General features: G+C 74.1%; 25 protein-coding genes. 11 read left to right on the forward strand and 14 right to left on the reverse strand.

Features of this window, described 5'->3' with window-relative positions; translation table 11 throughout:
- Nucleotides 1–85 precede the first annotated feature (85 nt).
- The 5 genes from ACZ60W_RS16305 to ACZ60W_RS16325 are packed head-to-tail and all read right to left on the reverse strand — an operon-like array spanning nt 86 to nt 5599.
- The gene (locus ACZ60W_RS16305) at nt 86–892 is read right to left on the reverse strand and encodes a type III pantothenate kinase (RefSeq protein ID WP_469755977.1); all 807 of its coding nucleotides are present in this window, start codon (nt 890–892) and stop codon (nt 86–88) included.
- Nucleotides 892–1908: a carboxylating nicotinate-nucleotide diphosphorylase gene (nadC, locus tag ACZ60W_RS16310; RefSeq protein ID WP_469755978.1), complete on the reverse strand. Its 1017-nt coding sequence runs from the start codon at nt 1906–1908 to the stop codon at nt 892–894. The genes ACZ60W_RS16305 and nadC overlap by 1 nt, the downstream gene beginning before the upstream one ends.
- Nucleotides 1909–3603: an L-aspartate oxidase gene (locus tag ACZ60W_RS16315; protein WP_469755979.1), complete on the reverse strand. Its 1695-nt coding sequence runs from the start codon at nt 3601–3603 to the stop codon at nt 1909–1911.
- Complete coding sequence (panC, locus tag ACZ60W_RS16320; protein WP_469755980.1) at nt 3600–4685, reverse strand: pantoate--beta-alanine ligase; 1086 nt, start codon at nt 4683–4685, stop codon at nt 3600–3602. The genes ACZ60W_RS16315 and panC overlap by 4 nt, the downstream gene beginning before the upstream one ends.
- Nucleotides 4682–5599, reverse strand: coding sequence for a Rossmann-like and DUF2520 domain-containing protein (locus tag ACZ60W_RS16325; protein ID WP_469755981.1), 918 nt, complete (start codon nt 5597–5599; stop codon nt 4682–4684). Before ACZ60W_RS16325 ends, panC begins: the two co-directional genes overlap by 4 nt.
- Before the next feature lie 125 nt (nt 5600–5724).
- Between ACZ60W_RS16325 and ACZ60W_RS16330 the strand changes: the two genes are divergently transcribed.
- Entirely contained in the window at nt 5725–6894 is a 1170-nt protein-coding gene (locus tag ACZ60W_RS16330) for a threonine aldolase family protein (protein ID WP_469755982.1), read from the forward strand.
- A 74-nt stretch (nt 6895–6968) separates the two neighbouring features.
- Here the strand turns inward: ACZ60W_RS16330 and ACZ60W_RS16335 are convergent, their stop codons facing one another.
- The gene (locus tag ACZ60W_RS16335) at nt 6969–7214 is read right to left on the reverse strand and encodes a hypothetical protein (protein WP_469755983.1); all 246 of its coding nucleotides are present in this window, start codon (nt 7212–7214) and stop codon (nt 6969–6971) included.
- A 131-nt stretch (nt 7215–7345) separates the two neighbouring features.
- Here ACZ60W_RS16335 and ACZ60W_RS16340 point away from each other — a divergent pair, with 131 nt between their 5' ends.
- A complete protein-coding gene (locus ACZ60W_RS16340) occupies nt 7346–8434 on the forward strand; it encodes a DUF5937 family protein (protein WP_469755984.1) in 1089 nt (362 codons plus the stop codon).
- Between the two features lie 4 nt (nt 8435–8438).
- Here ACZ60W_RS16340 and ACZ60W_RS16345 read toward each other — a convergent pair whose 3' ends face one another.
- Together ACZ60W_RS16345 and ACZ60W_RS16350 are read right to left on the reverse strand one after the other, a co-directional pair.
- Nucleotides 8439–9119 carry a response regulator gene (locus tag ACZ60W_RS16345; RefSeq protein WP_469755985.1) on the reverse strand — a complete coding sequence of 227 codons (681 nt, stop codon included), beginning with the start codon at nt 9117–9119 and terminating at the stop codon, nt 8439–8441.
- A gap of 42 nt (nt 9120–9161) precedes the next feature.
- Entirely contained in the window at nt 9162–10364 is a 1203-nt protein-coding gene (locus ACZ60W_RS16350) for a sensor histidine kinase (protein ID WP_469755986.1), read from the reverse strand.
- A gap of 97 nt (nt 10365–10461) precedes the next feature.
- Here ACZ60W_RS16350 and ACZ60W_RS16355 point away from each other — a divergent pair, with 97 nt between their 5' ends.
- Nucleotides 10462–11523, forward strand: a complete 1062-nt coding sequence (locus tag ACZ60W_RS16355; RefSeq protein ID WP_469755987.1) for an SAM-dependent methyltransferase — start codon at nt 10462–10464, stop codon at nt 11521–11523.
- Between the two features lie 44 nt (nt 11524–11567).
- Nucleotides 11568–12710: an NADH-quinone oxidoreductase subunit D gene (locus ACZ60W_RS16360; RefSeq protein ID WP_469755988.1), complete on the forward strand. Its 1143-nt coding sequence runs from the start codon at nt 11568–11570 to the stop codon at nt 12708–12710.
- 81 nt (nt 12711–12791) lie between these two features.
- On the opposite strand, the gene ACZ60W_RS16365 is transcribed toward ACZ60W_RS16360, so the two are convergent.
- The 4 genes from ACZ60W_RS16365 to ACZ60W_RS16380 form a co-directional block, all read right to left on the reverse strand.
- Nucleotides 12792–13799, reverse strand: coding sequence for a hypothetical protein (locus ACZ60W_RS16365; protein WP_469755989.1), 1008 nt, complete (start codon nt 13797–13799; stop codon nt 12792–12794).
- Nucleotides 13800–13929: 130 nt separating this feature from the next.
- Nucleotides 13930–14916: an ABC transporter substrate-binding protein gene (locus tag ACZ60W_RS16370; RefSeq protein WP_469755990.1), complete on the reverse strand. Its 987-nt coding sequence runs from the start codon at nt 14914–14916 to the stop codon at nt 13930–13932.
- Nucleotides 14917–14922: 6 nt separating this feature from the next.
- Entirely contained in the window at nt 14923–15624 is a 702-nt protein-coding gene (locus tag ACZ60W_RS16375; protein ID WP_469755991.1) for an ABC transporter permease, read from the reverse strand.
- A 1-nt stretch (nt 15625) separates the two neighbouring features.
- Nucleotides 15626–16312 carry an ABC transporter permease gene (locus ACZ60W_RS16380; RefSeq protein ID WP_469755992.1) on the reverse strand — a complete coding sequence of 229 codons (687 nt, stop codon included), beginning with the start codon at nt 16310–16312 and terminating at the stop codon, nt 15626–15628.
- Nucleotides 16313–16455: 143 nt separating this feature from the next.
- On the opposite strand from ACZ60W_RS16380, the gene ACZ60W_RS16385 reads away from it, so the two are divergent.
- Entirely contained in the window at nt 16456–17415 is a 960-nt protein-coding gene (locus ACZ60W_RS16385) for an ABC transporter ATP-binding protein (protein ID WP_469755993.1), read from the forward strand.
- Between the two features lie 54 nt (nt 17416–17469).
- Here ACZ60W_RS16385 and ACZ60W_RS16390 read toward each other — a convergent pair whose 3' ends face one another.
- Complete coding sequence (locus ACZ60W_RS16390) at nt 17470–18582, reverse strand: alpha/beta hydrolase (protein WP_469755994.1); 1113 nt, start codon at nt 18580–18582, stop codon at nt 17470–17472.
- Between the two features lie 185 nt (nt 18583–18767).
- On the opposite strand from ACZ60W_RS16390, the gene ACZ60W_RS16395 reads away from it, so the two are divergent.
- The 6 genes from ACZ60W_RS16395 to ACZ60W_RS16420 all read left to right on the forward strand — a co-directional run bounded on the left by ACZ60W_RS16395 (nt 18768) and on the right by ACZ60W_RS16420 (nt 23590).
- Nucleotides 18768–20609, forward strand: coding sequence for a phosphatidylglycerol lysyltransferase domain-containing protein (locus tag ACZ60W_RS16395; protein ID WP_469755995.1), 1842 nt, complete (start codon nt 18768–18770; stop codon nt 20607–20609).
- A gap of 28 nt (nt 20610–20637) precedes the next feature.
- On the forward strand, nt 20638–21498 hold the full coding sequence (gene folP, locus ACZ60W_RS16400; RefSeq protein WP_469755996.1) for a dihydropteroate synthase: 861 nt from the start codon (nt 20638–20640) through the stop codon (nt 21496–21498).
- A gap of 65 nt (nt 21499–21563) precedes the next feature.
- Nucleotides 21564–21983: a nuclear transport factor 2 family protein gene (locus ACZ60W_RS16405; protein ID WP_469756008.1), complete on the forward strand. Its 420-nt coding sequence runs from the start codon at nt 21564–21566 to the stop codon at nt 21981–21983.
- Nucleotides 21984–22104: 121 nt separating this feature from the next.
- Entirely contained in the window at nt 22105–22464 is a 360-nt protein-coding gene (folB, locus tag ACZ60W_RS16410) for a dihydroneopterin aldolase (RefSeq protein ID WP_364277156.1), read from the forward strand.
- Nucleotides 22461–23060 carry a 2-amino-4-hydroxy-6-hydroxymethyldihydropteridine diphosphokinase gene (folK, locus tag ACZ60W_RS16415; RefSeq protein WP_469755997.1) on the forward strand — a complete coding sequence of 200 codons (600 nt, stop codon included), beginning with the start codon at nt 22461–22463 and terminating at the stop codon, nt 23058–23060. Before folB ends, folK begins: the two co-directional genes overlap by 4 nt.
- Before the next feature lie 47 nt (nt 23061–23107).
- Entirely contained in the window at nt 23108–23590 is a 483-nt protein-coding gene (locus tag ACZ60W_RS16420) for a DUF3180 domain-containing protein (protein WP_469755998.1), read from the forward strand.
- A 22-nt stretch (nt 23591–23612) separates the two neighbouring features.
- Here ACZ60W_RS16420 and folE read toward each other — a convergent pair whose 3' ends face one another.
- Nucleotides 23613–24218: a GTP cyclohydrolase I FolE gene (gene folE / locus ACZ60W_RS16425; protein WP_469755999.1), complete on the reverse strand. Its 606-nt coding sequence runs from the start codon at nt 24216–24218 to the stop codon at nt 23613–23615.
- Nucleotides 24219–24229: the final 11 nt, after the last annotated feature.

The raw sequence follows: 24229 nt of genomic DNA on the forward strand, positions 1-24229 counted from the left end.
CCGGACCACGAGCAGCACCCCGGCGGCCGTGACCGGCGCCGCCGCACCTGCGGGCAGCGGGACCGCCGACGCCCCGGTGCCGGTCCTACATGCGGGACACGTTGCGCTCGTAGACCAGGCGGAGGCCGATCAGGGTCAGCCAGGGCTCGTGCTCGTCGATCTCGGTGGACTCGCCGAGGACCATGGGGGCGAGACCGCCGGTGGCGATGACGGTGACGTCGGAGGGGTCGCCGGCCGGGCCGACGAGCTCGCGCTTCATCCGGGCGACGACGCCGTCGACCTGGCCCGCGTAGCCGTAGATGATGCCGGACTGCATGGCCTCGACGGTGTTCTTGCCGATGACGTTGCGCGGGCGGGCCAGCTCGATCTTGCGGAGCATGGCGCCCTTGACGCCCAGCGCCTCGACCGAGATCTCGATGCCGGGCGCGATCGCCCCGCCCGCGTACTCCCCGCGCGCGGTGACCGCGTCGTACGTGGTCGCCGTGCCGAAGTCCACGACGATCGCGGGACCGCCGTACAGCTCGACCGCCGCGGCCGCGTTGATGATGCGGTCCGCGCCGACCTCCTTCGGGTTGTCGGTGATGACCGGGACGCCCGTCTTGACGCCCGGCTCCACCAGCACCGCCGGCACGTCGCCGTAGTAGCGGCGGGTCACCTCGCGCAGCTCGTGCAGCACCGAGGGGACCGTCGCGCAGATCGCGATCCCCTCGATGCCGTCGCCCAGCTCGACGCCGAGCAGCGGGTGCATGCCCATGAGGCCCTGGAGCAGGACCGCCATCTCGTCGGCCGTCCTGCGCGGGTCCGTGGAGATCCGCCAGTGCTCGACGATCTCCTCGCCGTCGAAGAGGCCGAGGACCGTGTGCGTGTTGCCGACGTCGATGGTGAGCAGCATCAGGCCCGCACCTCGCGCAGGTCCAGGCCGATGTCGAGGATCGGGGAGGAGTGGGTGAGGCCGCCGACCGCGAGGTAGTCGACGCCGGTCGCCGCGTACGCCGCCGCGTTGTCCAGGGTCAGCCGGCCGGAGGACTCCAGGACGGCGCGGCCCGCGACCAGGGCGACGGCCTCCTCGGTCTCGCCGGGGGTGAAGTTGTCGAGCAGGATCAGGTCGGCGCCCGCGTCCAGGACCTCGCGGACCTGGTGCATCGTGTCGACCTCGACCTCGATGGGCAGCTCGGGGAAGAGCTCGCGGACGGCCTTGAACGCCTCGGCGACGCCGCCGGCGGCCACCACGTGGTTGTCCTTCACGAGCGCGGCGTCGGAGAGCGACATGCGGTGGTTGACGCCGCCGCCGCAGCGGACCGCGTACTTCTCCAGGGCGCGCAGGCCCGGGGTGGTCTTGCGGGTGTCGCGGACCTTGGCCCGGGTGCCCTCCAGGGCGTCCGCCCACGCGCGCGTGGCGGTGGCGATGCCGGAGAGGCGGCACAGGATGTTGAGCGCGCTGCGCTCGCCGGTGAGCAGGTCCCGGGTGCGGGCGGTGACGCTGAGGAGGACCTCCCCGGCCTCGACGCGCGCGCCGTCCTCGACGTGCCGCTCGACCTCGAACTCGTCGGCGCAGACGATCGACAGGACGGCCTCGGCGACCCGCAGGCCGGCCACGACACCGGCCTCGCGCGCGGTGAAGTCGGCGGTCGCGACGGCGTCCTCGGGGACGGTCGCCACGGTCGTCACGTCGACGCCGCCGTCGAGGTCCTCGGCGATCGCCAGGTGGGCGATGTCCTCGACCTGGACGGGGTCGAGGCCGGACTCCGCGAGCAGCTCGGCCAGCGCGGGGTCGAGCCCGCACTCGAACTCCTCGCCGCCGCAGGCGCAGTCGTCGCCGCAGCCGCCGGCCTCCTCGGAGGAGACCGAGGTGATCTGGATGAGAGGGACGTCCACGGGCTCGGGACGGGCTTCCTCGGGCGTGCTCACTTACGGCTCCCTGGGGGCGTCGAGGGTGGGGGGAAAGTCGAAGCTGTCGGTGGTGCGGACGTCGAGGGTCCGCTCCGGGGTGAGGCGGACGACGAGGTGCCGGCGCCAGCGCGCGTCGTCGCGGTCGGCGTGGTCCTCGCGCCAGTGGCAGCCGCGGGTCTCCTCGCGGCGGCGGGCCGCGGCGACCAGGACCCGGGCGACGCACAGCAGGTTGGTGGTCTCCCAGGACTCCACGCCCGGCTCGGCGGCCTTGGTGTCGTCGGTGCCGCCCGCCACGGCGTCGCTGTGCAGGGCGTCGAGGGCCTCGGCGGCCGTGCGCAGGCTGGTCTCCGAGCGGAGCACGCCCGCGCCGGCCGTCATCACCCGCTGGACGCGGGTCCGGGCGCCGGCCACCGGCAGCGGCAGCGTCACCGGCGTCGGGTGCGGCACCGGGGTCCCGGCGACGCGGGGCGCGGCGGCGATGACGTCCTCGGCGATCCGCTCGGCGAAGACCAGGCCCTCCAGGAGCGAGTTCGAGGCCAGCCGGTTGGCGCCGTGGACGCCCGTGCAGGCCACCTCCCCGCACGCGTAGAGCCCGGGGACCGTGGTCCGGCCGCGCAGGTCGGTGCGGACGCCGCCGGAGGCGTAGTGGGCGGCGGGGGCGACCGGGATGGGCTCGGTCACCGGGTCGATGTCGTGGGAGCGGCAGGCGGCCAGGATGGTCGGGAAGCGCTGCTCCCACATCTCGGCGCCGAAGTGCCGGGCGTCGAGGTACATGTGCTCGGTGCCCTGCTCCTGCATCCGGCGCGTGATCGCCTTGGCGACGATGTCCCGGGGCGCGAGCTCGGCCAGCTCGTGCTGCCCGACCATGAAGCGGACCCCGTCGGCGTCGACCAGGTGGGCGCCCTCGCCCCGGACGGCCTCGGAGACCAGCGGCTGCTGTCCCTCCGCGCCGGCGCCGAGGAAGAGCACCGTGGGGTGGAACTGGACGAACTCCAGGTCGGAGACCTCGGCGCCGGCCCGCAGGGCGAGGGCGACGCCGTCGCCGGTGGAGACGGCCGGGTTGGTGGTGGCGGAGAAGACCTGGCCCATGCCGCCGGTGGCCAGGACGACCGCGGGGGCGTGGACGGCGCCGACGCCGTCGTGCTGGCCCTCGCCCATGACGTGCAGGGTGACGCCCGCGGTACGGCCCTCGGCGTCGGTGAGGAGGTCGAGGACGAGGGCGTGCTCGATGGTGCGCACGCCCCGGTCCCGTATCGCCTCGACCAAGGCGCGGGAGATCTCGGCGCCGGTCGCGTCGCCGCCGGCGTGCGCGATGCGGCGGCGGTGGTGGCCGCCCTCGCGGGTCAGCGCGATCTCGCCGTCGGCGGTCTTGTCGAAGTCGGCGCCGGTCGCGATCAGCCGGCGGACGGCGTCGGGGCCCTCGGTGACCAGAGCGCGCACGGCCCGCTCGTCGCAGAGGCCGGCTCCGGCGACGAGCGTGTCGTCGAGGTGCTGCTCGGGGGTGTCGCCGTCGCCGAGGGCGGCGGCGATGCCGCCCTGGGCCCAGCGGGTCGAGCCGTCGTCGAGCCGGGCCTTGGTGACGACGACCGTCCGCAGTCCGGCGGCCGTGCACCGCAGGGCGGCGGTGAGGCCGGCGACACCGGAGCCGACGACGACGACGTCGGCGTCGATGTCCCAGCCGGGCGCGGGGGCGTGCAGCCGTATTCCGGTCACTTGGCGGCTCCGAACTGGGTGGTTCCGGGCAGGTCGGCCCCGGACAGGGTGGTGGCGACCAGGGGGGTGCCGAGGAGGAGGGGGACGTTGTCGATCAGCCGGGTGGCGCCCACGCGCGCGGCGACCGCGAGGATCGCCTCGCCGTCGTGGTCGTCGGCGACCTCGGTGAAGTCGGCCGGGTCGACGAGGGCCAGGTAGTCCAGGGTGAGCGGCGGCCGTGCCTTGGCCGCCTCGTCCAGGACGGTGCGGGCCGCGGCCCGCACCGCTTCGGCGCCGCCGCCCTCGGCGGCCTGCGCGACCGCGTGGGCGTCGGCGGCGGCACGGGCCTCGCCGAGCCGGGAGAGCGCCTCGGCGCGGTTCTCGACCCGGCCGTGGGCGCCGGGCAGCGCGTCGGCACGCGCGCGCAGGGCCGACTGGGCGGCGAGCCGGTCGCAGGCGGCGAACAGGGCGCGGGAGAGCGCGAGCGCGGTACGGCGCTCCTCGCCCGACAGGTAACGGTTTCGGCTGGACAGGGCGAGGCCGTCCGCCTCCCGCACGGTCTCCACGCCGACGATCTCGACGGGGAAGTTCAGGTCGCGGACCATCCGGCGGATCAGGGCCAGCTGCTGGGCGTCCTTCTGGCCGAAGAAGGCCAGGTCGGGGGCGGTGAGGTGGAGCAGCTTGGCGACGACGGTCAGCATGCCGTCGAAGTGGCCGGGCCGGGAGGCGCCTTCGAGTCGCTCGCCCATGGGACCGGCGGTGATCCGGACCTGGGGTTCCCCGCCGGGGTAGACCTCGTCGACGGTGGGCGCGAAGACGGCGCTCGCCCCCGCCTCGACGGCCAGGGCCAGGTCGGCGTCGAGGGTGCGCGGGTAGCGGTCGAGGTCCTCGCCCGCGCCGAACTGGAGCGGGTTGACGAAGACCGTGACGACGACGGAGCCCCGCTCCCCGACGCGCTCGCGGGCGGCGCGGATGAGCGTGGCGTGACCCTCGTGGAGGGCGCCCATGGTCATGACCACGGCCCGGGGCGCGCCGCCGTCCAGGGCGCGCAGCTCCCGTGCCGTGCGGACGGGCGCGAGGGGGGTGGCGGGCGTGGCGTTCATCGGGAGTCCCCCTCGGCGAGTACGCCCAGCAGGTCCTCGGCCAGCTCGGGCTTGAGCAGACCGTGGGCGAGCGCCCGGTCCGCGGTGGTGCGGGCCATCGCCAGGTAGCCGGCGACGGTGCCGGGCGCGTGCTTGCGCAGCTCGGCGACGTGGGCGGCGACGGTGCCGGCGTCCCCGCGCGCGACGGGGCCGGTGAGGGCCGCGTCCCCGGACCTCAGGGCGTTGTCCAGGGCGGCGCCGAGGAGGGGGCCGAGCATCCGGTCGGGGGCGGAGACGCCGGCCTTGCGGAGGAGTTCCATCGACTGGGCCACCAGGGTGACGAGGTGGTTCGCGCCGAGGGCCAGGGCCGCGTGGTAGAGCGGGCGGGCCTCCTCGGCGATCCACTCGGGCTCGCCGCCCATCTCGATCACCAGGGCCTCCGCGGCCAGCCGCAGCTCCTCGGGGGCGGTCACCCCGAAGGAGCAGCCGGCGAGCCGCTGGACGTCGACCGGGGTGCCGGTGAAGGTCATGGCGGGGTGCAGGGCGAGCGGCAGGGCGCCGGCCCGGCGGGCGGGGTCGAGGACGCGTGCGCCGTACCGCCCGGAGGTGTGGACGATCAGCTGGCCGGGGCGGACGGCTCCGGTGTCGGCGAGGCCCTCGACGAGGCCCGGCAGGGCGTCGTCCGGGACGGTCAGCAGGACCAGGTCCGCGAGGGCGAGGACCCGGGCGGGCTCGACGACCGGCACGTCGGGCAGGAGCTCCGCGGCGCGGCGGCGGGAGGCGTCGGAGACGGCGGAGACGGCGACGGGGCGGTGTCCGGCGAGCCGGAGGGCGGCGGCGAGGGCGGGGCCCACGCGGCCGGCGCCGACGACTCCGACGGTGAGCCGGGCGGGTCGGTCCTCGGCTCGGGGCTCTGGCGCTGCTGGTGCGTTCACGGTGGGGACGGCCTTCCGTTCCAGTCCTCGGCGGGTACCGGACGATTTCTGGTCATGCTACGCCAGCGGCGTCGCCCGCTCCGTGGCCGTCCACAGGCTGTGGGCGGTGGTGTGATGATCGGCCCATGAATCCTGAGAGTGCTGACGGTCCGGTGGACGAGGAAGCGGCCCGGCTCCACCGGGCGAAGGTCTGGGGCGGCGCCGACCGCACGCTGTGGGACACCTCGGTGGACGGCGCGGTCGGCCCCCGGCTGCGCGAGCTGGCCGACTGGGCGGAGGCCGCGGGGCACGGCGACGCCCCGCTGGACACCTACGGCAACGGGCTCGTGGAGGAGCTGGAGCGCCGGGTCGCCCGGGAGCTCGGGATGCCCGCCGCCGTGTTCTTCCCGACCGGGACCCTGGCCCAGCAGGTGGCCCTGCGCTGCTGGGCCGGGCGCACCGGCAGCCCGGTCGTCGCGCTCCACCCGCTCGCCCACCCCGAGCTCCACGAGGGCGGGGCGCTCTCGGCCGTGTCCGGGCTCCGGACCGTCCACCCGACCGACGCCCCGCGGCTGCCGACCGCCGAGGAGGTGCGGGACCACCCGGAGCCGTTCGGGACGCTGATGCTGGAGCTGCCCCTGCGGGACGCCGGCTTCGTGCTGCCCACCTGGGAGGAGCTGACCGGGGCGGTGGAGGCGGCCCGGGAGCGGGACGCGGTCGTCCATTTCGACGGGGCGCGCCTGTGGGAGTGCCCGACGCGCTTCGGCCGTCCGCTCGCGGAGATCGCGGGGCTCGCCGACAGCGTCTACGTGTCGTTCTACAAGTCCCTCGGCGGCCTGTCCGGGGCCGCGCTGGCCGGGCCCGAGGACGTCATGGAGGAGGCCCGCGTCTGGCGGCACCGGTACGGGGGGCTGCTCTTCCAGCAGTACCCGGCGGCGCTCGCCGCGCTCCGCGGCCTCGACGTCGAGCTGCCCCGGCTGCCCTCGTACGTGGCCCACGCGCGCGTGGTGGCCGACGCGCTCCGGGAGGGGCTGGCGGAGGCGGGCGTCGGCTGGTTCCGGGTCCACCCGGAGGCCCCGCACACCCACCAGTTCCAGGTCTGGCTGCCGTACGACGCGGAGGTGCTCACGGCGGCGGCCCTGGCGCAGACCGAGGCAACCGGCACCGCGCTGTTCCGCCGCTGGTTCGCCCCCGGCGCGGGCGGGCCGCCGGGGGTGGCCCTCACCGAGGTGACGGTGACGTCGCCGGGTCTGGCCTGGACGGCGGACGACGTCAAGGAGGCCGTGCGGGACTTCCTGTCCCGCGTCGGCGCCTGACCGTGGCCCCGGCCGACGGCGCGGCGGGCCGCGGCCCGCCGTCCGGGAGCCGGCCCGCCGCCCGGGTCCGGCGGTCAGCGGGCGGGCGGCGCCCCGCGGCGGAAGGCGTCGAGAAGACGGCGCGGGCGGCCGGCCCGGCGGTCCGCGGCGATCCGCGGGCGGCCTCCGTCCTCGCGGTCCGCCGCGACGCGCGCGAGGCGGCGCCGGTCGCGGACGGCCCTCAGGAGGGCGAGTTCGCCGGCGCCGGGCGCCGGGGGTGCGGGCTCGCCGAGCCGTGCGGCGCGGTAGGTGTCGAAGAGGTACTGGTGCATCGCGTTCATGTCCTCACGGTGGGCCGCGCCCCCACGGCCCGGCCCGCCGTTTGACGGCACCCGTCAAACGGGGGCCGTCGATTGACGGGTGCCGTCAAACGGGGCGACAGCTCCCCCGCCCCACCCGGCACCATGGACGGGTGAGCGTGACCATCGACATCACCGGACTGCCGCACGAGCGGATCGCCTTCTGCCCCTCGCCGCTGGCCGAACTGGGCGCCGCCCTGCACGCGCTGGCCGAGCCGGGGCACCACGCCCGGCTGCACGCCTGGACCACCACGACGGCGGCCGCGCTGAAGCCGGAGCTCGCGGACCGGCTCCACGAGGCCGACTTCATGTGGAACGCCACCCGCTCGGACATCCTGCTGCCGCCCCGGCCCCGGGAGACCCTGGCCGAGGAGCTGGACGACCTCGACCGCATGGACGACGAGAAGTTCGTGGGGGCGGCCCTGGAGATCTCCTGCGCCAGCCGGTACGCGGACGGCGCCCCCTCGCCGCTCGTCGACGCGACCATGCGCCGCCGCGCCCTCGACCTCGCCGCCGCGCGCGGGCCGCGCCAGGCCGCGTTCGTGGAGCGGATGCTGGCCGACCCGCCCGGCACGCGCGCGTGGATCCGGCGGCTCCTGGAGGACTGCGACGAGGCGTTCTTCGCCGACACCTGGAGGCGGGTGCGGGTGCAGCTGGCCGCGGACGCCCGCCACAAGACCGAGCTGATGCGCCGCAAGGGGCTGGCCGAGGCGGTCGCCGACGCGTCCTCCGCGATGGTCCTGGAGCAGGACGCGGCGGGCGCCAGGATCGTCGTCGACAAGCTCGGTCACGGCCGCACCGGCGCCGACGGCACGGGAGTGACCTTTCTGCCGACCGCCTTCGGCTGGCCGCACCTCATCGCGCTGCACGCGCCGGGCTGGCAGCCGGTCGTCCAGTACCCCGTGCCCACCCGTGAGCTGGGCGGCGGCGTCCCGGTCGACACGGTGAAGCTGCGCCTGGAGGCGGTCGCCCACCCGATGCGGATGCGGCTGAGCCGAAGCCTCGCCCGGGGCACGTACACGACGGGCGAACTGGCCGACGCCTACGGCATCAGCGCGCCCGAGGTCTCCCGGCACCTCGCGGTCATGAAGAAGGCCGGCCTGCTCACCACCCAGCGGCGCGGCCGGTACGTCCTCCACCAGCTGGACGTCTCGGTGGTCGCCCGGCTCGGCAGCGACTTCCTGGAGTCGGTGCTGCGGTAGCCGGTCAGGCCGCGCCGCCGCCGGCCCTGACCAGGCCCGACTCGTAGGCGAGGACCACGACCTGGACGCGGTCGCGCAGCCCGAGCTTGGTCAGGATGCGGCCCACGTGCGTCTTCACCGTCGCCTCGGACAGGACCAGGCGCGCGGCGATCTCGCCGTTCGACAGACCCTGCGCGACCAGCATCATCACCTCGCGCTCCCGGTCCGTCAGCCGCGCCAGCGCGCCGTCGACGGCACGGGTCTCGGTGCCCGTGGACGGCAGCATCGGCGAGAAGCGGTCCAGGAGGCGGCGCGTGGTGGAGGGCGCCACCACGGCGTCCCCGCTGTGCACGGAGCGGATCGCGCCGAGCAGCTCGGCCGGCGGCACGTCCTTCAGCATGAAGCCGCTGGCGCCCGCCTTCAGCCCGGAGAACGCGTACTCGTCGAGGTCGAAGGTGGTCAGGATCAGCACCTTCGGCGCGTCCGGCTGGGAGCAGATCCGGCGGGTCGTCTCCACCCCGTCCAGCTTGGGCATGCGCACGTCCATCAGGACGACGTCGACCGCCGTGGAGCGCAGCACCTCCAGGGCCTCGACCCCGTCGCCCGCCTCCGCCACGACCTCCATGTCCGGCTGGGCGGCGAGCACCATGCGGAAACCGGTGCGCAGCAGCACCTGGTCGTCGACGAGCATCACGCGGATGGACATGTCAGGAAGATCCTCTTCTGCTGGGCGGGCCGGCTCGGTGGCCTAGTGGGCGGGCTTGAGGGGGAGCAGGGCGCTGATCCGGAAGCCACCGCCGGGACGCGGCCCCGCGTCCAGGGTGCCTCCGACCATGCCGACCCGCTCCCGCATGCCGATCAGACCATGACCGCGGCCGTCGGCGCCGCCGTCCTCGTACATCTCCTGCGGCGCCCCGCGGCCGTCGTCCTCCACGAGCAGCCCGAGACCGTCGTCGAAGTAGACCAGCCGGACGCTGGCGCCGACGTCCGGCCCGCCGTGCTTGCGTGTGTTGGTGAGGGCCTCCTGCACGATGCGGTACGCGGTCAGCTCGACGCCGCTCGGGAGCGGGCGCGGGCTGCCCTCGATCGCGAAGTCGACCGTGAGGCCGGCGCCGCGGACCTGCTCGACGAGGTCCTCGATCTGCTGCACGTCGGGCTGGGGCACGTACTCCCCGGCCTCCTGGTGTTCGCCGGTCCGCAGGATGCCGAGGAGCCTGCGCATCTCGGCGAGCGCCTGGCGGCCGGTGGTGGAGATCGTCTCCAGGGCCTGCCGGGCGGTCTCCGGGGAGGACTCCATGACGTAGGCGGCGCCGTCGGCCTGGACGACCATCACCGAGACGTTGTGCGCGACGACGTCGTGCAGCTCGCGGGCGATCCGGGCCCGCTCGGCCGCGACCGCGACCTTGGCCTGGGCCTCGCGCTCCTTCTCCAGGCGGGAGGCCCGCTCCTCCAGCTGCGCGAAGTAGGCGCGGCGGGTGCGGAGCGAGTCGCCGAGGACCCAGGCGAGCGCGAACGGCACGGTCATGATGATCGTGAAGAAGACCTTGGCGGCCCCGGAGTCCTCGCCCTCCATCGGCCATCTCAGCTGGGAGAGCGTGGAGGCGGCGAGACCGCCCGCGAGCGCCAGACGGGAGGCCCAGCGGGGCCCGTCGTGCGCCGCGACGGTGAAGATGATCACCAGCATGGCGAAGTCGGCCAGGAACGGCACCAGGTCGAAGGCGAGCTGGGCGACGCCCAGCGCGACCGCGAGGAGCAGCATCTTCTCGGGTGCCCGCCGGCGCAGGGCCACCACCAGGGAGAAGAGCGCGGCGACGAGGCCGTACCCGGCGGGGTTCCCGGACGTCAGGGAGGCCGTCCCCACCCACAGCAGGGAGAACCCGAGGAGGACGACGGCCCAGAAGGTGTCGACGCCCGTCGGGTGTCTGCGGAGGAAGTCGTAGAGGCGCTGCACGTCACCCAGAGTAGGGACCGCGAGATGGTCCAGGGATCAACCGTGGGGTCGATCCTTGGCGAGGGGCCCGTACTCCCCGAGGTGGAGACTGGGGCCCGTGACGGATGAGACGTGTCAGTGGCAGGGGTGGCGGACGGCCGCCGAGCGGGCGCTGTACGGCCCCGGGGGCTTCTATCTGCGGCCCGAGGGGCCGGCGGGGCATTTCCGCACCTCGGTGCACGCCTCCCCGCTCTTCGCCGCGGCCGTGGCCCGGCTCCTCGGGGAGGTCGCGGAGGAGCTGGGGTCGGCCGAGGTGGACCTGGTGGACGTGGGCGCGGGCCGCGGCGAACTGCTCGCCGGAGTGCTGGCCGCGACCGCCGGCAGCGGGCTCGCCGTCCGGGCGGTCGCCGTGGAGCGCGCGGCCCGTCCGGCCGCGCTCGACCCCCGGATCGCGTGGACGGACCGGGTGCCGGACGGGGTGCGCGGACTCCTCTTCGCGAACGAGTGGCTCGACAACGTGCCGGTGGACGTCGCCGAGGCGGACGCGGCCGGCACCGCCCGGTACGTGGAGGTCGACGCCACCGGCACGGAACGGCTCGGCCCTCCCGTCTCCGGCCCCGACGCGGAGTGGCTGGCCCGGTGGTGGCCGCCTGCCGGTCCGGGCGCCCGGGCCGAGATCGGCCGCCCCCGCGACGCCGCCTGGGCCTCGGCGGTCGCCTCCCTCGCGGCGGGCCGCGCGGTGGCCGTCGACTACGCGCACGTACGGGCCTCCCGGCCGCCCTTCGGCTCCCTCACCGGCTTCCGCGCGGGCCGCGAGGTGCCCCCGGTCCCCGACGGCACCTGCGACCTGACGGCCCACGTGGCCCTGGACGCGTGCGCGGCGGCGGGGGCGGAGGCCCTGGCGGGGGTGCGCGGGGGCGCGGTCTCGGGAGCGGGGGCCGGGTCTGCCGGGGACGCGGCTGCGGCCGGCGGGGCACCGGCGGCCGAGCTGCTGACCCAGCGGGAGGCGCTGGGTCGGCTCGGGGTGTCCGGGGGGCGTCCGCCGCTCTCCCTCGCCTCCTCCGAACCGGCCGGCTACGTCCGCGCGCTCTCCGCGGCCGGCGAGGCGGCCGAGCTCACCGCGCGCGGCGGGCTGGGCGACTTCCTGTGGCTGGTCCAGCGGGTCCCGGCCGGCTCGTGAACGCGGCGGGCGGCGGGCTCGGGGCGCGGGGGATACTGTCCCGCATGACGGAGACGACGGTCGGAATCGGCGGCGCGGCGGAGAGCACCGACATGGTGCTGAACATCGGGCCGCAGCACCCCTCGACCCATGGCGTGCTCCGGCTCCGGCTCGTGCTCGACGGCGAGGTCGTCCGGCACGCCGAGCCGGTGATCGGCTACATGCACCGGGGAGCCGAGAAGCTCTTCGAGGCGCGGGACTACCGGCAGATCATCATGCTGGCCAACCGCCACGACTGGCTCTCCGCGTTCTCCAACGAGCTGGGCGTGGTCATGGCCGTCGAGCGGATGCTCGGCATGGAGGTCCCCGAGCGCGCCGTGTGGACCCGCACCCTGCTCGCCGAGCTGAACCGGGTCCTCAACCACCTGATGTTCCTCGGCTCGTACCCCCTCGAACTCGGCGGCATCACCCCCGTCTTCCACGCCTTCCGGGAGCGCGAGGAGCTCCAGACGGTGATGGAGGAGGTGTCCGGCGGCCGGATGCACTACATGTTCAACCGGGTCGGCGGCCTCAAGGAGGACCTGCCCGCCGGCTGGCTCGGACGGGCGCGGCAGGCCGTCGCGGACGTGCGGTCGCGGATGGACGTGTACGACCGGCTGGTGCTCGGCAACGAGATCTTCCGCGGCCGCACCCGCGGCGTCGGCGTCCTCTCCCCCGCCGCCGTCCACGCGTACGGGGTGTCGGGGCCCATCGCCCGCGCCTCCGGCGTCGACTTCGACCTGCGCCGCGACGAGCCGTACCTCGCCTACGGGGAGCTCCAGGACACCCTCCGCGTCGCCGTGCGCGAGGAGGGCGACTGCCTCGCGCGCTTCGAGTGCCTCCTCGACCAGACCCACAACTCCCTCGACCTCGCCGACGCCTGCCTCGACCGCATCGCCGACCTCCCCCAGGGGCCGATCAACCAGCGCCTGCCCAAGGTCCTCAAGGCGCCCGAGGGCCACACCTACGCCTGGACCGAGAACCCCCTCGGCGTCAACGGCTACTACCTCGTCTCCAAGGGCGAGAAGACCCCCTACCGGCTCAAGCTCCGCTCCGCCTCCTTCAACAACATCCAGGCGCTCGTCGAACTCCTGCCGGGGACGCTGGTCGCGGACATGGTCGCGATCCTGGGCTCGCTCTTCTTCGTCGTCGGCGACATCGACAAGTAGCCGTCGGGCGCCCTCGGCTGCACCTCCGGCCGTGCGGCCCCCGTCGTGGGCCATCGTTCCGCTGGGGCGGTGGGGGTGAGATCAGGAGTTGACGGCGCCGCGGAGTTCGGCGACGTCGAGTTGTTCGGTCTCGTCGTGGGCCGTGAGGTCGATGACGTGCCCGATGGTGCGGGGCGGGGCGACGGGGGTGAGGAGGGGGGCGGCGAGGACCTCCTCGCCGACGACGTCGGCGAGGTCGGTGTGCTGGACGGCCTCGATCGCGGCGGCCGCCTTCTGCGTGCCGAAGAAGTCGAAGCCGCCCTCGGGCCGCGGGACGGGCCGTCGGGCCGCGTAGGGGACGATCGCGCTGGCGGTCGGCACGGCGGGCAGGGCGGTGGGGGCCGGGGCGGCCGGCGGGAGGGCGAGGGCGGCGGCCGGGCGGGAGTGTTCGGTTCCGGCGGCCGCCGCGTGCTTCCCCTGGGGTTCCTCCGTCTCGCGGGCGCGCTCGGCGAGGTCGCGGGCGCGGGCGGCCTCGGTGGTGCGGCGGGCCTGCTGGGCGGCGGCGTTGCGCGGGAGGTCGCGCAGTGCCTGGGCGGCGCGACGGTACGCCTCCGGGGTGGGCGCGGACGCGCCGGCCGGGAGGGCCTTGGCGCCGGTGGTCTCCAGGGCGAGGACGCGCCCGGCCTCCAGGGCGCTGGCCCGCTCGGTCTCGGCCGTGGCGTACCGGCGGAGGAGGTCGGCGTGCTCGCCGCGCAGCCCGGCGAGCTCGACGCGCTTGGCGCGGAGCTTGGCGTCGAGCTTGGCGCGCAGGGCGCGGGACTCCTCCAGGTCGGACTCCAGTTCGGCGACCCGTTCCTCGGACTTCCACTGGTCGGCCGTACGGGCGCGGTCGAGTTCGGCGACCCGCAGTCCGGCGCTCCGGTCCCAGCTGCGCATGAGGACGGCACCGGTGACGGCGGCGGCGGCCGCGGCGGCGGCGAACAGCCGGACGACCACCAGGTCGCCGGGGAGCCAGGCGGCCGCGGCGCACACGACCGCGGCGCCGGCGACCGCGGAGGGCGGCATCAGCTTGTGCAGAGGCGGGGAATGGCGGTGGCGTCCACGTGGCATGGCCTGAAATTTACCGTGCGTAGGCAGGGTGTGGGGCGTCGGCCCGGTAATCTCTTGGCCACTTCTCGCCACCGGAAGTGGATATCAACCGTTCCGGTTCCGTTTCGGGCCGACTCCCCTCACCCGCGGACTACTTGTCGACCAGCCCCTTCTCGCCCAGATAGGCCTTGGCGACGTCCCCGGGCTTCGCCCGCTCGGCGTCCACCTTGCGGTTGAGTTCGGCGAGATCCGCTGTGGTCAGCACCTGGGTGAGCCGGTCGAGCGCGGCGGCTATCTCGGGGGAACCGGCGTCCTTGGCGTTGACGACGGGCAGCACGTTGTCCGCGTTCTGCAGCTTCTTGTCGTCGGTGAGGAAGACGAGTCCGTAGCCGTCGATCGTGGCGTCCGTGGTGGTCGTCAGGACCAGCTGGTCCACCCCGTCCTTGACGGCCTGCTTCGCCTGCGGGGTGCCGACGCCCTTGGGGTCGACGCCCGTCACGTCGATGCCGTACGTCTTCTTCAGACCGGGTGCGCAGAAGGGCCGTACCGCGCATTCGTCCCCGGCCGCGATCTTCACCTTCAGCTTGGAACGGCCGAGATCGGAAAGGGTCGTCAGCTTGTTCTTCGCGGCGAATTCCTTGGTGACCGCGAAGGCGTTCTGATCGACGGCCGCGCCGACCGCGAGCACCTTGAGACCGCGCGGTTCCGCGAGCTTCCGCAGCGCCTCGACCGTCGCCGTCGCGTCGCCGGAGGCGACCGGCTTCTCCTCGGGCGCCTTCGGCCCGTTCACCTTCGCGTTGAGGAATTCCGCGATCGTCGCCGCGTATTCCGGTACGACGTCGATCTCGCCCTTCTCCAGGGAGGGTTCGTACAGTTCGCGATTCTTCACCGTGGTGACGGACACGGAGTATCCGGCGTTCCGCAGCACCTGGGCGTAGAGCTCGGCGAGCACCTTGGCCTCGGTGAAGGCGGCCGCGCCCACCACCAGCGAACCCTTCGTGCCGCCCCCGGTGTCCCCGGAGCCCTTCTTGCCGTCCTCCAGGCTGTCACCGCCGCACGCGGCGAGCGCGACGGTCAGCGCCGCCGTACCCAGTACCGCGCCCGCGATACGCGAGACCCTGTTCACGAGATCACCCATCTCCAGTCAGCTTTGGTCGAGTCGTTCGAAGCGTGTGCGTCCGCCGAGGCGCGCGAGCAGGCCGAGGAGGCGCTCGGCGCCCACCATCGCGCCCTCCACCAGGAGGGCGAGCAGGGCCACGAGCACGGCGCCCGCGACCACCTGGGCGGTGTCGTACGTGGCGAATCCCGCGGTGATGATCCGGCCGAGGCCGCCCTGGCCGACCATCGCCGCGACCGTCGCCGTGGCCACCACCTGGACGGCGGCCGAGCGGACCCCGGTCATCACCACCGGCCGGGCCAGGGGGAGTTCGACCTTGCGGAAGAGCTGGCCGCCGGTCATCCCCATGCCCCGGGCGGCCCGCACGGCGGACCGGTCGACCTCGCTGACGCCCACGTAGGCGTTGGTGAGGAGCGGGGGGATCGCGAAGAGGACCAGGGCGACGACGGTCGGCACGTAGCCCGCGTTCCGCAGGGGCGACACCATGAACAGGGCGAGGACCGCGAAGACGGGGATCGCCCGCCCCACGTTCGAGAGGTTCACCGCGAGCGCCCCGCCGCGGCCGAGGTGGCCGAGCCAGAGCCCCAGCGGCAGCGCGAGCGCCGCGGCGATCAGGAGCGCCGCCCCGCTCACGTAGACGTGCTCGGCGAGCCGGTGTCCGACGCCCTCCTCGCCCGTCCAGTGCGCGCCGGTGGTGAGCCAGGCCCAGGCATCCGTCACGGCCCCCATCTCACTCGCCCCCCGGCGCGGTCCGTATCCGGGTCCAGGGCGTGAGCAGCCGCTGGAGGCCCAGGAGGAACAGGTCGGCGACGACGGCGAGGAGCACGCACAGCACCGAGGCGGCGAGCATCTGCGCCTTGAAGAACGTGGGCAGCGCGTCCTCGATGAGGTTGCCGAGGCCCCCGCGGCCGACGACCGAGCCGATCGTGGTCAGCGCGATCGTGGAGACCGTCGCCATCCGGACGCCGGCCATCAGCACCGGCAGCGCCAGGGGGAGTTCGACCTGCCACAGCAGCCGCCAGGAGCCGTACCCCATGCCGCGGGCGGCCTCCCGGGTCTCGGCCGGTACGGCGGCGAGTCCCGCCAGGGTGTTGCGCACGAGGATGGTCAGCGCGTAGAGCACGAGGCCGGTCACCACGAGCGCGGCGGACAGCCCGAAGAAGGGCAGCAGCAGCGAGAACATCGCGAGCGACGGGACCGTGTAGAGCAGGGTGGTGAGGCCGAGGACCGGTGCGGCGAACCGTGGCCTGGCCCGTACGAGCAGCGCGAGGGGCACCGAGACGGCGAGCGCGATCAGTACGGACGCGACCGTGATTCCCACATGCTGGAGCAGCGCGTCGGTCAACTCCCCGCTGCGCGTGCGGAGGTACTCCCCGCAGATCCAGTCGTTGGCGACCAGACAGTTCGGCGCGCTCATCGTCCCTCCCCCCGGACCGTCGATCTTCCCGAACGCTTGTCCGACGACCCTAACCCCCACCGCCCGCGAACACGGGAACTCGCCACAATGCGGCAACACGCCCTTCACACACCCCCGGCGGTCAGGGGACAGAATGGGGAACCATGATCCGGTTCGAGCACGTGACCAAGCGGTACGCCGACGGCACGACCGCCGTGGACGACCTCTCCTTCGAGGTGGCCGAGGGCGAACTCGTCACCCTGGTCGGGCCGTCCGGCTGCGGCAAGACGACCACGATGATGATGGTGAACCGGCTCGTCGAGCCGACCTCGGGCCGCGTCCTGGTGGACGGCGAGGACGTCGCCGGCGTCGACCCGGTCGCCCTGCGGCGGAAGATCGGCTACGTCATCCAGCAGGTCGGCCTCTTCCCGCACCGCACGGTCCTCGACAACACGGCGACCGTCCCCGCCCTCCTCGGGTGGAAGAAGGCCGCCGCACGCGCGCGTGCGGCCGAACTCCTCGACCTCGTGGGCCTCGACCCGGCCACCTACGGCCCGCGGTACCCCGCGCAGCTCTCCGGCGGGCAGCGCCAGCGCGTCGGCGTGGCCCGCGCCCTCGCCGCCGATCCGCCCGTCCTCCTCATGGACGAGCCGTTCGGCGCCGTCGACCCCGTCGTCCGGGAGCGCCTGCAGAACGAGTTCCTCGCCCTCCAGGCCACCGTCCGCAAGACCGTCCTCCTGGTCACCCACGACATCGAGGAGGCGGTCCGCATGGGCGACCGCATGGCCGTCTACGGGCAGGGCCGCATCGAGCAGTTCGACGCCCCCGCCACCGTCCTCGGCTCCCCCGCCACCCCGTACGTCGCGGACTTCGTCGGCAGCGACCGGGGCCTCAAGCGGCTCGCCGTCACCGCCGTCACGGAGGCCGACCTCGACCCGTGGGCCGAGGACGGCGACGGCGGCCCCGCCCCCGTCCCCCTCGGGACCTCGCTCAAGGAAGCGCTGGCCGCGCTCCTCCAGCACGACACCGGGCGCCTGACCGTCACCGGCGCCGACGGCGACCCGGTCGGCGTCCTGACGCCGGCCGGCGTCCACCGCGCGCTGCGCCGGGCCACCCCCGGGTGACCGGCGCCGCCGCGCGCACCGGCCGGTCCGCTCCGGGGCGGGTGCGCGTGCCGGTCAGGTCGCGCTGAGCTTCCCGCTCATCCAGACGAGGCCGGAGGGGATCTCGCGGTTCCAGGTGTTGAAGTTGTGGCCGCCGCTCTCCAGGGTGATCGACGAGACCTTCCCCGGGTTCTTCACCTTCCGGATGAACTCGCGCGTGGGCTTCAGGTTGTCCTCGCCCCGCTTCGAGGTCGTGACCAGGAACGACGTACCGCCCTGCGGCAGGTGGTCCAGGCTCCACAGCAGGTCGGACCGCTTGCGCAGCCGGTCGTCGCCGTGGAAGAGGTCGCCGGTCGTGACGTCCTCGGCGGCCCGGTAGTACGCCGAGAAACCCGCGCCCGCCGCGAACCGGTCCGGGTGGTGCATCGCGATCTTCAGCGCGCAGTAGCCGCCGGTGGAGTTCCCCATGAAGCCCCAGTTCCGGGGCTTCGTCCCGACCCGGTACGTCTCCGAGACCGCCCGCGGCAGGTCCTCGGCGAAGAAGGTCTCCGTCTGCGGGCCGCCGGGGACGTCCACGCACTCGGTGTCCCGCGGCGGCGCGACGGTCGGGCGGAGCATCACCAGGATCATCGGCTGCATCCGTCCCTCCTTCGCCTGGAGGTACGCCGTCTTGGGGTACTTCAGCCCCTTGATCAGGTTCTCCGCCATGCCCGGGTAGCCGGTCAGCACCACGGCGGCCGGGAACGTCCGCTTGGCGTACCGCGGCTGGAAGTACTCCGGGGGCAGGTAGACGTACGCCGGCGAGACGATCCCGGACCGGTCGCCCGCTACGACGACCTTCTGTATCTGCCCGCCGATCGCCGGACGCCCCGCGCCGGGCACGTCGAGCGTGCGCGTCCCCACGACCCTGACGTCCTTGGAGCCGGCCGCGTGGTCGACGACCACGCCCATGTCCTGCTCCTGGCCGAGGAGGTCGGCCCACGAGCCGTAGAACAGGAACGACCGGTTCGCGGCCAGCCCCACGGCGGCGAACAGCGCCACCTGCGTCACGAGCAGCAGCCCGACCCGCCCCACGACACGGCGCCACCCGCTGCGCGCGAGCCGCGGCCAGAGCAGCACCGTGGCCAGGAACAGCCCCACGCCCAGCGCCACCGCCAGCCAGAGGACCTTGTCACTGGTGAGTCCCATGAGACGACCGAGCCTTCTTTCCGAGAATTTCCTGTGAACCGATGAACCCGACCCCGCACGGCTCCGTCCTAGAAGGCGCACCAGCCGGAACGGCCCGCCGCACACACCGCGAGGCCCGACCGGAGTCGGAAGCCCTCGCAGGACCCCTCGCGGGACCACAGGAACCACGGGAAGTACGGGAAGCCATGTCTGTCACGGTAGATGGGGACAAATCGGGATTGGTTCCGGTTCGGGTACGCCGGATTCTCCACGGCCCCCGCCCCGAGAAGGTCCCCGCCCTCGTCGGCACGGCCTGCACCCTGGTCGGACTGATCGACATCGCGGCCGGGGTCTTCCCCCGGTTCCGCGCCAGCCGCATGCACGCCCTCGCCGAAGTCCTCCCCGGAACCCTCGGCCCCCTGTCCGCCGCCCTCTCCCTGAGCGCCGGCGTCCTGCTCCTGCTGCTCGCCCACGGACTCAAGCGCCACAAGCGCCGCGCCTGGCGCGCCGCCGTCGTCCTCCTCCCCCTCGGCGGCGCCGCCCAGTTCGTCTGGCGCCACTCGGTGCTCGGCGGACTGCTCTCCCTCGCGCTCCTCGCCCTGCTGCTGCGCCACCGCGACGAGTTCGCCGCCCTCCCCGACCCCCGCAGCCGCTGGCGCGCCCTCGCCAACTTCGTCGTCATGGGGGCCGGCTCCCTCGCCCTCGGCCTCGTCATCGTGAGCGCCCACCCCGGCCGCGTCGTCGGCAGCCCCAGCCTCACCGACCGCCTCGAACACGTCCTCTTCGGACTCTTCGGCGTCGAGGGCCCCGTCGGCTACACCAAGGGCGTCGACTGGACCGTCGGCTACTCCCTCGGCGCCCTCGGCATGCTCACCGCCCTCACCACGATCTACCTCGCCTTCCGCCCCGAGCACCCCGCGGCCCGCCTCACCGACGACGACGAGGCCCGGCTGCGCGGCCTCCTCGACCAGCACGGCGGCCGCGACTCCCTCGGCCACTTCGCCCTCCGCCGCGACAAGGGCGTCGTCTTCTCCCCCAGCGGCAAGGCCGCCGTCACCTACCGCGTCGTCTCCGGCGTCATGCTCGCCAGCGGCGACCCCATCGGCGACGTCGAGGCCTGGCCCGGCGCCATCGAGCGCTTCATGGACGAGGCCAAGGCCCACTCCTGGACCCCCGCCGTCATGGGCTGCTCCGAGACGGGCGGCCAGGTCTGGACCCGCGAGACCGGCCTCGACGCGCTCGAACTCGGCGACGAGGCCGTCGTCGACGTCGCCGACTTCTCCCTCTCCGGCCGCGCCATGCGCAACGTCCGCCAGATGGTCAAGCGCATCGAACGCAACGGCTACACCACCCAGGTCCGCCGCGTCTCCGACCTCGACGAGGCCGAACTCGCCCGGGTCCGCCGCGCCGCCGCCGCCTGGCGCGGCACCGACACCGAGCGCGGCTTCTCCATGGCCCTCGGCCGCATCGGCGCCCCCGGCGACGGTGACGCCGTCATAGCGACCGCCCACAAGCCCGACGACGACGGCGCCGACTCCCCCTACGGCGACCTCAAGGCGATCATCCACTTCGTGCCCTGGGGCCGCGACGGGATGTCCCTCGAACTCATGCGCCGCGACCGCTCCGCCGACCCCGGCATGAACGAGCTCCTCATCTGCGCCGCCCTCCAGGCCTCCCCCGGACTCGGCATCGCGCGCGTGTCCCTGAACTTCGCGATGTTCCGCTCCGCCCTCGCGCGCGGCGAGAAGATCGGCGCGGGCCCCGTCCTGCGCGTCTGGCGCGGCCTGCTCGTCTTCCTCTCCCGCTGGTTCCAGATCGAGTCGCTCTACAAGTTCAACGCCAAGTTCCGGCCACGCTGGGAACCCCGCTTCGTCGTCTACCGCACCAGCCGCGACCTGCCCCGCATCGGCTTCGCGGCCATGCAGGCCGAGGGCTTCGTGAACCTCTCCCTCCCCCGCCCCTTCACCCGCCGGCGCCCCGCGCCCGCCCCGCGGCCCTGCGCCCACATCGTTCCCGCCACCGTCGAGCGCGAGGTCCGCGCGGCCTGATCTCACCCCTGGGCCCTACGCTGGACACATGAGTACGACGATCGACCGGGGCACCGCCCGAGGTCTGCCGGAGTGGGACCGCTGCGCGGTCATGGGCGTGGTCAACGTGACCCCCGACTCCTTCTCCGACGGCGGCCGCTGGTTCGACACCACGGCCGCCGTCAAACACGGCCTCGACCTCGTCGCCCAGGGCGCCGACCTCGTCGACGTCGGCGGCGAGTCCACCCGGCCCGGCGCCACCCGCGTCGACGAGGAGGAGGAACTCCGCCGGGTCGTCCCCGTCGTCCGCGGCCTGGCCGCCGAAGGCGTCGCCGTCTCCGTCGACACCATGCGCGCCCGTGTCGCCGCCCGCGCCGTCGAGGCCGGCGCCGTCCTCGTCAACGACGTCAGCGGCGGACTCGCCGACCCCGGCATGGTCCCCGCCGTCGCCGCCGCCGAGGTCCCCTTCGTCGTCATGCACTGGCGCGGCTTCAGCCAGGACATGAACAGCCTCGCCGTCTACGACGACGTCGTCGCCGAGGTCGTCCGCGAGCTCCGCACCCGCCTGGAGGCCGTCGTCGACGGCGGCGTCGACCCCGCACGGATCGTCGTCGACCCCGGCCTCGGCTTCGCCAAGCTCGCCCCCCACGACCTGGCCCTGGTCGCCCACCTCCCCGAGCTCCGCGCCCTGGGCCGGCCCCTGCTGGTCGCCGCCTCCCGGAAGCGCTTCCTCGGCCACGTGCTCACCCGCGACGGCGCCGCCCCGCCCCCCGCCCGCGAGCGCGACGCCGCCACCGCGGCCGTCTCCGCCCTCGCCGCCCACGCGGGCGCGTGGGCCGTCCGCGTCCACGAGGTCCGGGCCACCGCGGACGCCGTACGGGTCGCCCGAGCCGTCGAGGGAGCCGCGTGAGCCGCACGGACCGCAGCACCGACGAGGCGGCCGTCGAAGCCGCCAACACCGCCTTCTACGAGGCGATGGAGACCGGCGACTTCGAGGGCGTCTCCCGCCTCTGGCTCGACGACGGAGCCACCCCCGTCACCTGCGTCCACCCGGGCTGGCCGGTGCTCACCGGACGCGGCGCGGTGCTCCGCTCGTACGCCCTGATCATGGCCAACACGGAGTACATCCAGTTCTTCCTCACCGACCTGGAGATCTCCCTCGCCGACGGCACCGCCGTCGTCACCTGCACCGAGAACATCCTCAGCGGCGCACCCGCCGAGGACGGCGCCGAACTGGGCCCCCTCGTCGGCCAGCTCGTCGTCGCCACCAACGTGTTCCGCCGCACGCCCGACGGCTGGCGGCTCTGGTCCCACCACGCCTCCCCCGTCCTCGCCGACACCGGCGACGAGGGGGCCGGACCGCCCGGCGCGGAAGGCACCGAACCGCCGTCCTGACGCGCCCGCGCCCCCCGAGGGCAAGCGCTGTCGGCCCCCGCAGGTAGATTCGACAGTGGACACCCGGCCGTCCGCACCCGGCTGCGTGGCCACCCGAACTACGACAGCAGGAGTGATTCGCGTGGATCGTGTCGCGCTGCGCGGCCTCAAGGCCCGGGGCCACCACGGCGTCTTCCCCAAGGAGCGCGAGGAGGGCCAGACCTTCATCGTGGACCTGGTCCTCGGCCTGGACACCCGCCCCGCGGCGGCCGACGACGACCTGGCGAAGACCGTGCACTACGGCATCGTCGCCGAAGAGGTCGTCGACGTCGTCCAGGGCGAGCCCGTCGACCTCATCGAGACCCTCGCCGAGCGCATCGCCCAGCAATGTCTCGGCCATGCCGGGGTACAGGAGGTGGAGGTCGTCGTCCACAAGCCGGACGCACCGATCACCGTGCCCTTCGACGACGTCACCATCACGATCACCCGGAGCCGACGATGAAAGCCACCCACAGCGACCCCACCGTCCAGCCGGTACCGGCCTCCGTCGTGGCGACCGTCGACGCGGCCGACGTGACCCTCTCCAACCCCCGCTGGGCCGTCCTCGCCCTCGGCGCCAACCTCGGCAACCGCCTGGAGACCCTCCAGGGGGCCCTCGACGCCCTCGGGGACACCCCGGGCCTCCGGGTCAAGGCCGTCTCCCCCGTCTACGAGACGGAGCCCTGGGGCGTGGAGGCCGACAGCCAGCCCTCGTACCTCAACGCCGTGGCGCTCGTGAAGACGACGCTGCCGCCCTCCTCGCTCCTGGAGCGGGCCCACGCCGTCGAGGAGGCCTTCCACCGCGTCCGCGAGGAGCGCTGGGGCGCCCGCACCCTCGACGTCGACATCATCGCGTACGCCGACGTGGTCTCCGAGGACCCCGTCCTCACCCTCCCGCACCCGCGCGCCCACGAGCGCGCCTTCGTCCTCGCCCCCTGGCACGACGTCGACCCCGAGGCCCAGCTCCCCGGCCGCGGCGCCGTCGCCGCGCTCCTCGACTCCCTCGGCCGTGACGGCGTCACTCCCCGTGTCGACCTGGAACTCCGTCTGCCCGAGTAGTCGTTAGGCTCGTGGCAGACCGCCCGCGACCACATGAAGGACACCCGGTGAAACAACTGCGGCTCAAGGTGCTCGCCGGACTCTTCCTCGTGGCCGGCATCCTCTCCTGGGGGGCCGCCCGCCTCTGGGACGCGGTCGGCACCCTCCCGAGCGTGCCGATCGCCGCGCCCATCGTCCTCGCCGTGATCGCCGCCGTCCTCACCGCGACCGCGCTCTCGATCCGGGTCCGCCTCAAGGCCCAGCGCGAGCGCCGCCCGGGCGCCAAGGGCGTCGAGCCGCTCATGGCGGCCCGCGCCGTGGTCTTCGGACAGGCCAGTGCCCTGGTCGCCGCCCTCGTCTCCGGCATGTACGGCGGCACGGGCGTCTTCCTCCTCGGCTCCCTCGACGTCCCCGCCCGCCGCGACCAGGCCCTCTACGCCGGCCTCGCCGTCGCGGCGGGCATCGCCGTCATCGTCGCCGCCCTCTTCCTGGAACGCGTCTGCCGCCTCCCGGAGGACGACGACGAAGGCCCGGGCAAGGCCCGGGCCTGAGACTCTCCCCTGTCGTCGCGCCTCAGCGCGCCATGATCAGGCTCATCGCCTCGGCGCGGGTCGCCGGGTCCCTCAGCTGGCCGCGTACGGCCGAGGTGATGGTCTTGGCGCCCGGCTTGCGGATGCCGCGCATCGACATGCACATGTGCTCGCACTCGAAGACGACGATCACACCGCGCGGCTCCAGGATCTCCATGAGGGAATCCGCCACCTGGGTGGTAAGCCGCTCCTGGACCTGGGGGCGGCGGGCGTAGACGTCCACGAGGCGCGCGAGCTTCGACAGCCCGGTGATCTTGCCCGTCGTCGACGGGATGTACCCGACGTGGGCGACCCCACGGAACGGGACGAGGTGATGTTCGCAGGTCGAATACACCTCGATGTCCTTGACCAGCACCATCTCGTCGTGCCCGAGGTCGAAGGTGGTCGTCAGGACGTCCTCGGGGCGCTGCCACAGGCCCGCGAATATCTCCTTGTACGCCCGGGCCACCCGCGCCGGGGTCTCGCGGAGGCCCTCGCGGTCGGGGTTCTCGCCGACGGCGATGAGGAGTTCGCGGACGGCGGCTTCCGCGCGCTTCTCGTCGAACTCGCCGATCGTGCCCTCGCCGTCCAGGGTCACCGGGTCGGTCATCTCTGTGCCTC

This window comes from Streptomyces sp. NPDC104202 (genome assembly GCF_055584185.1).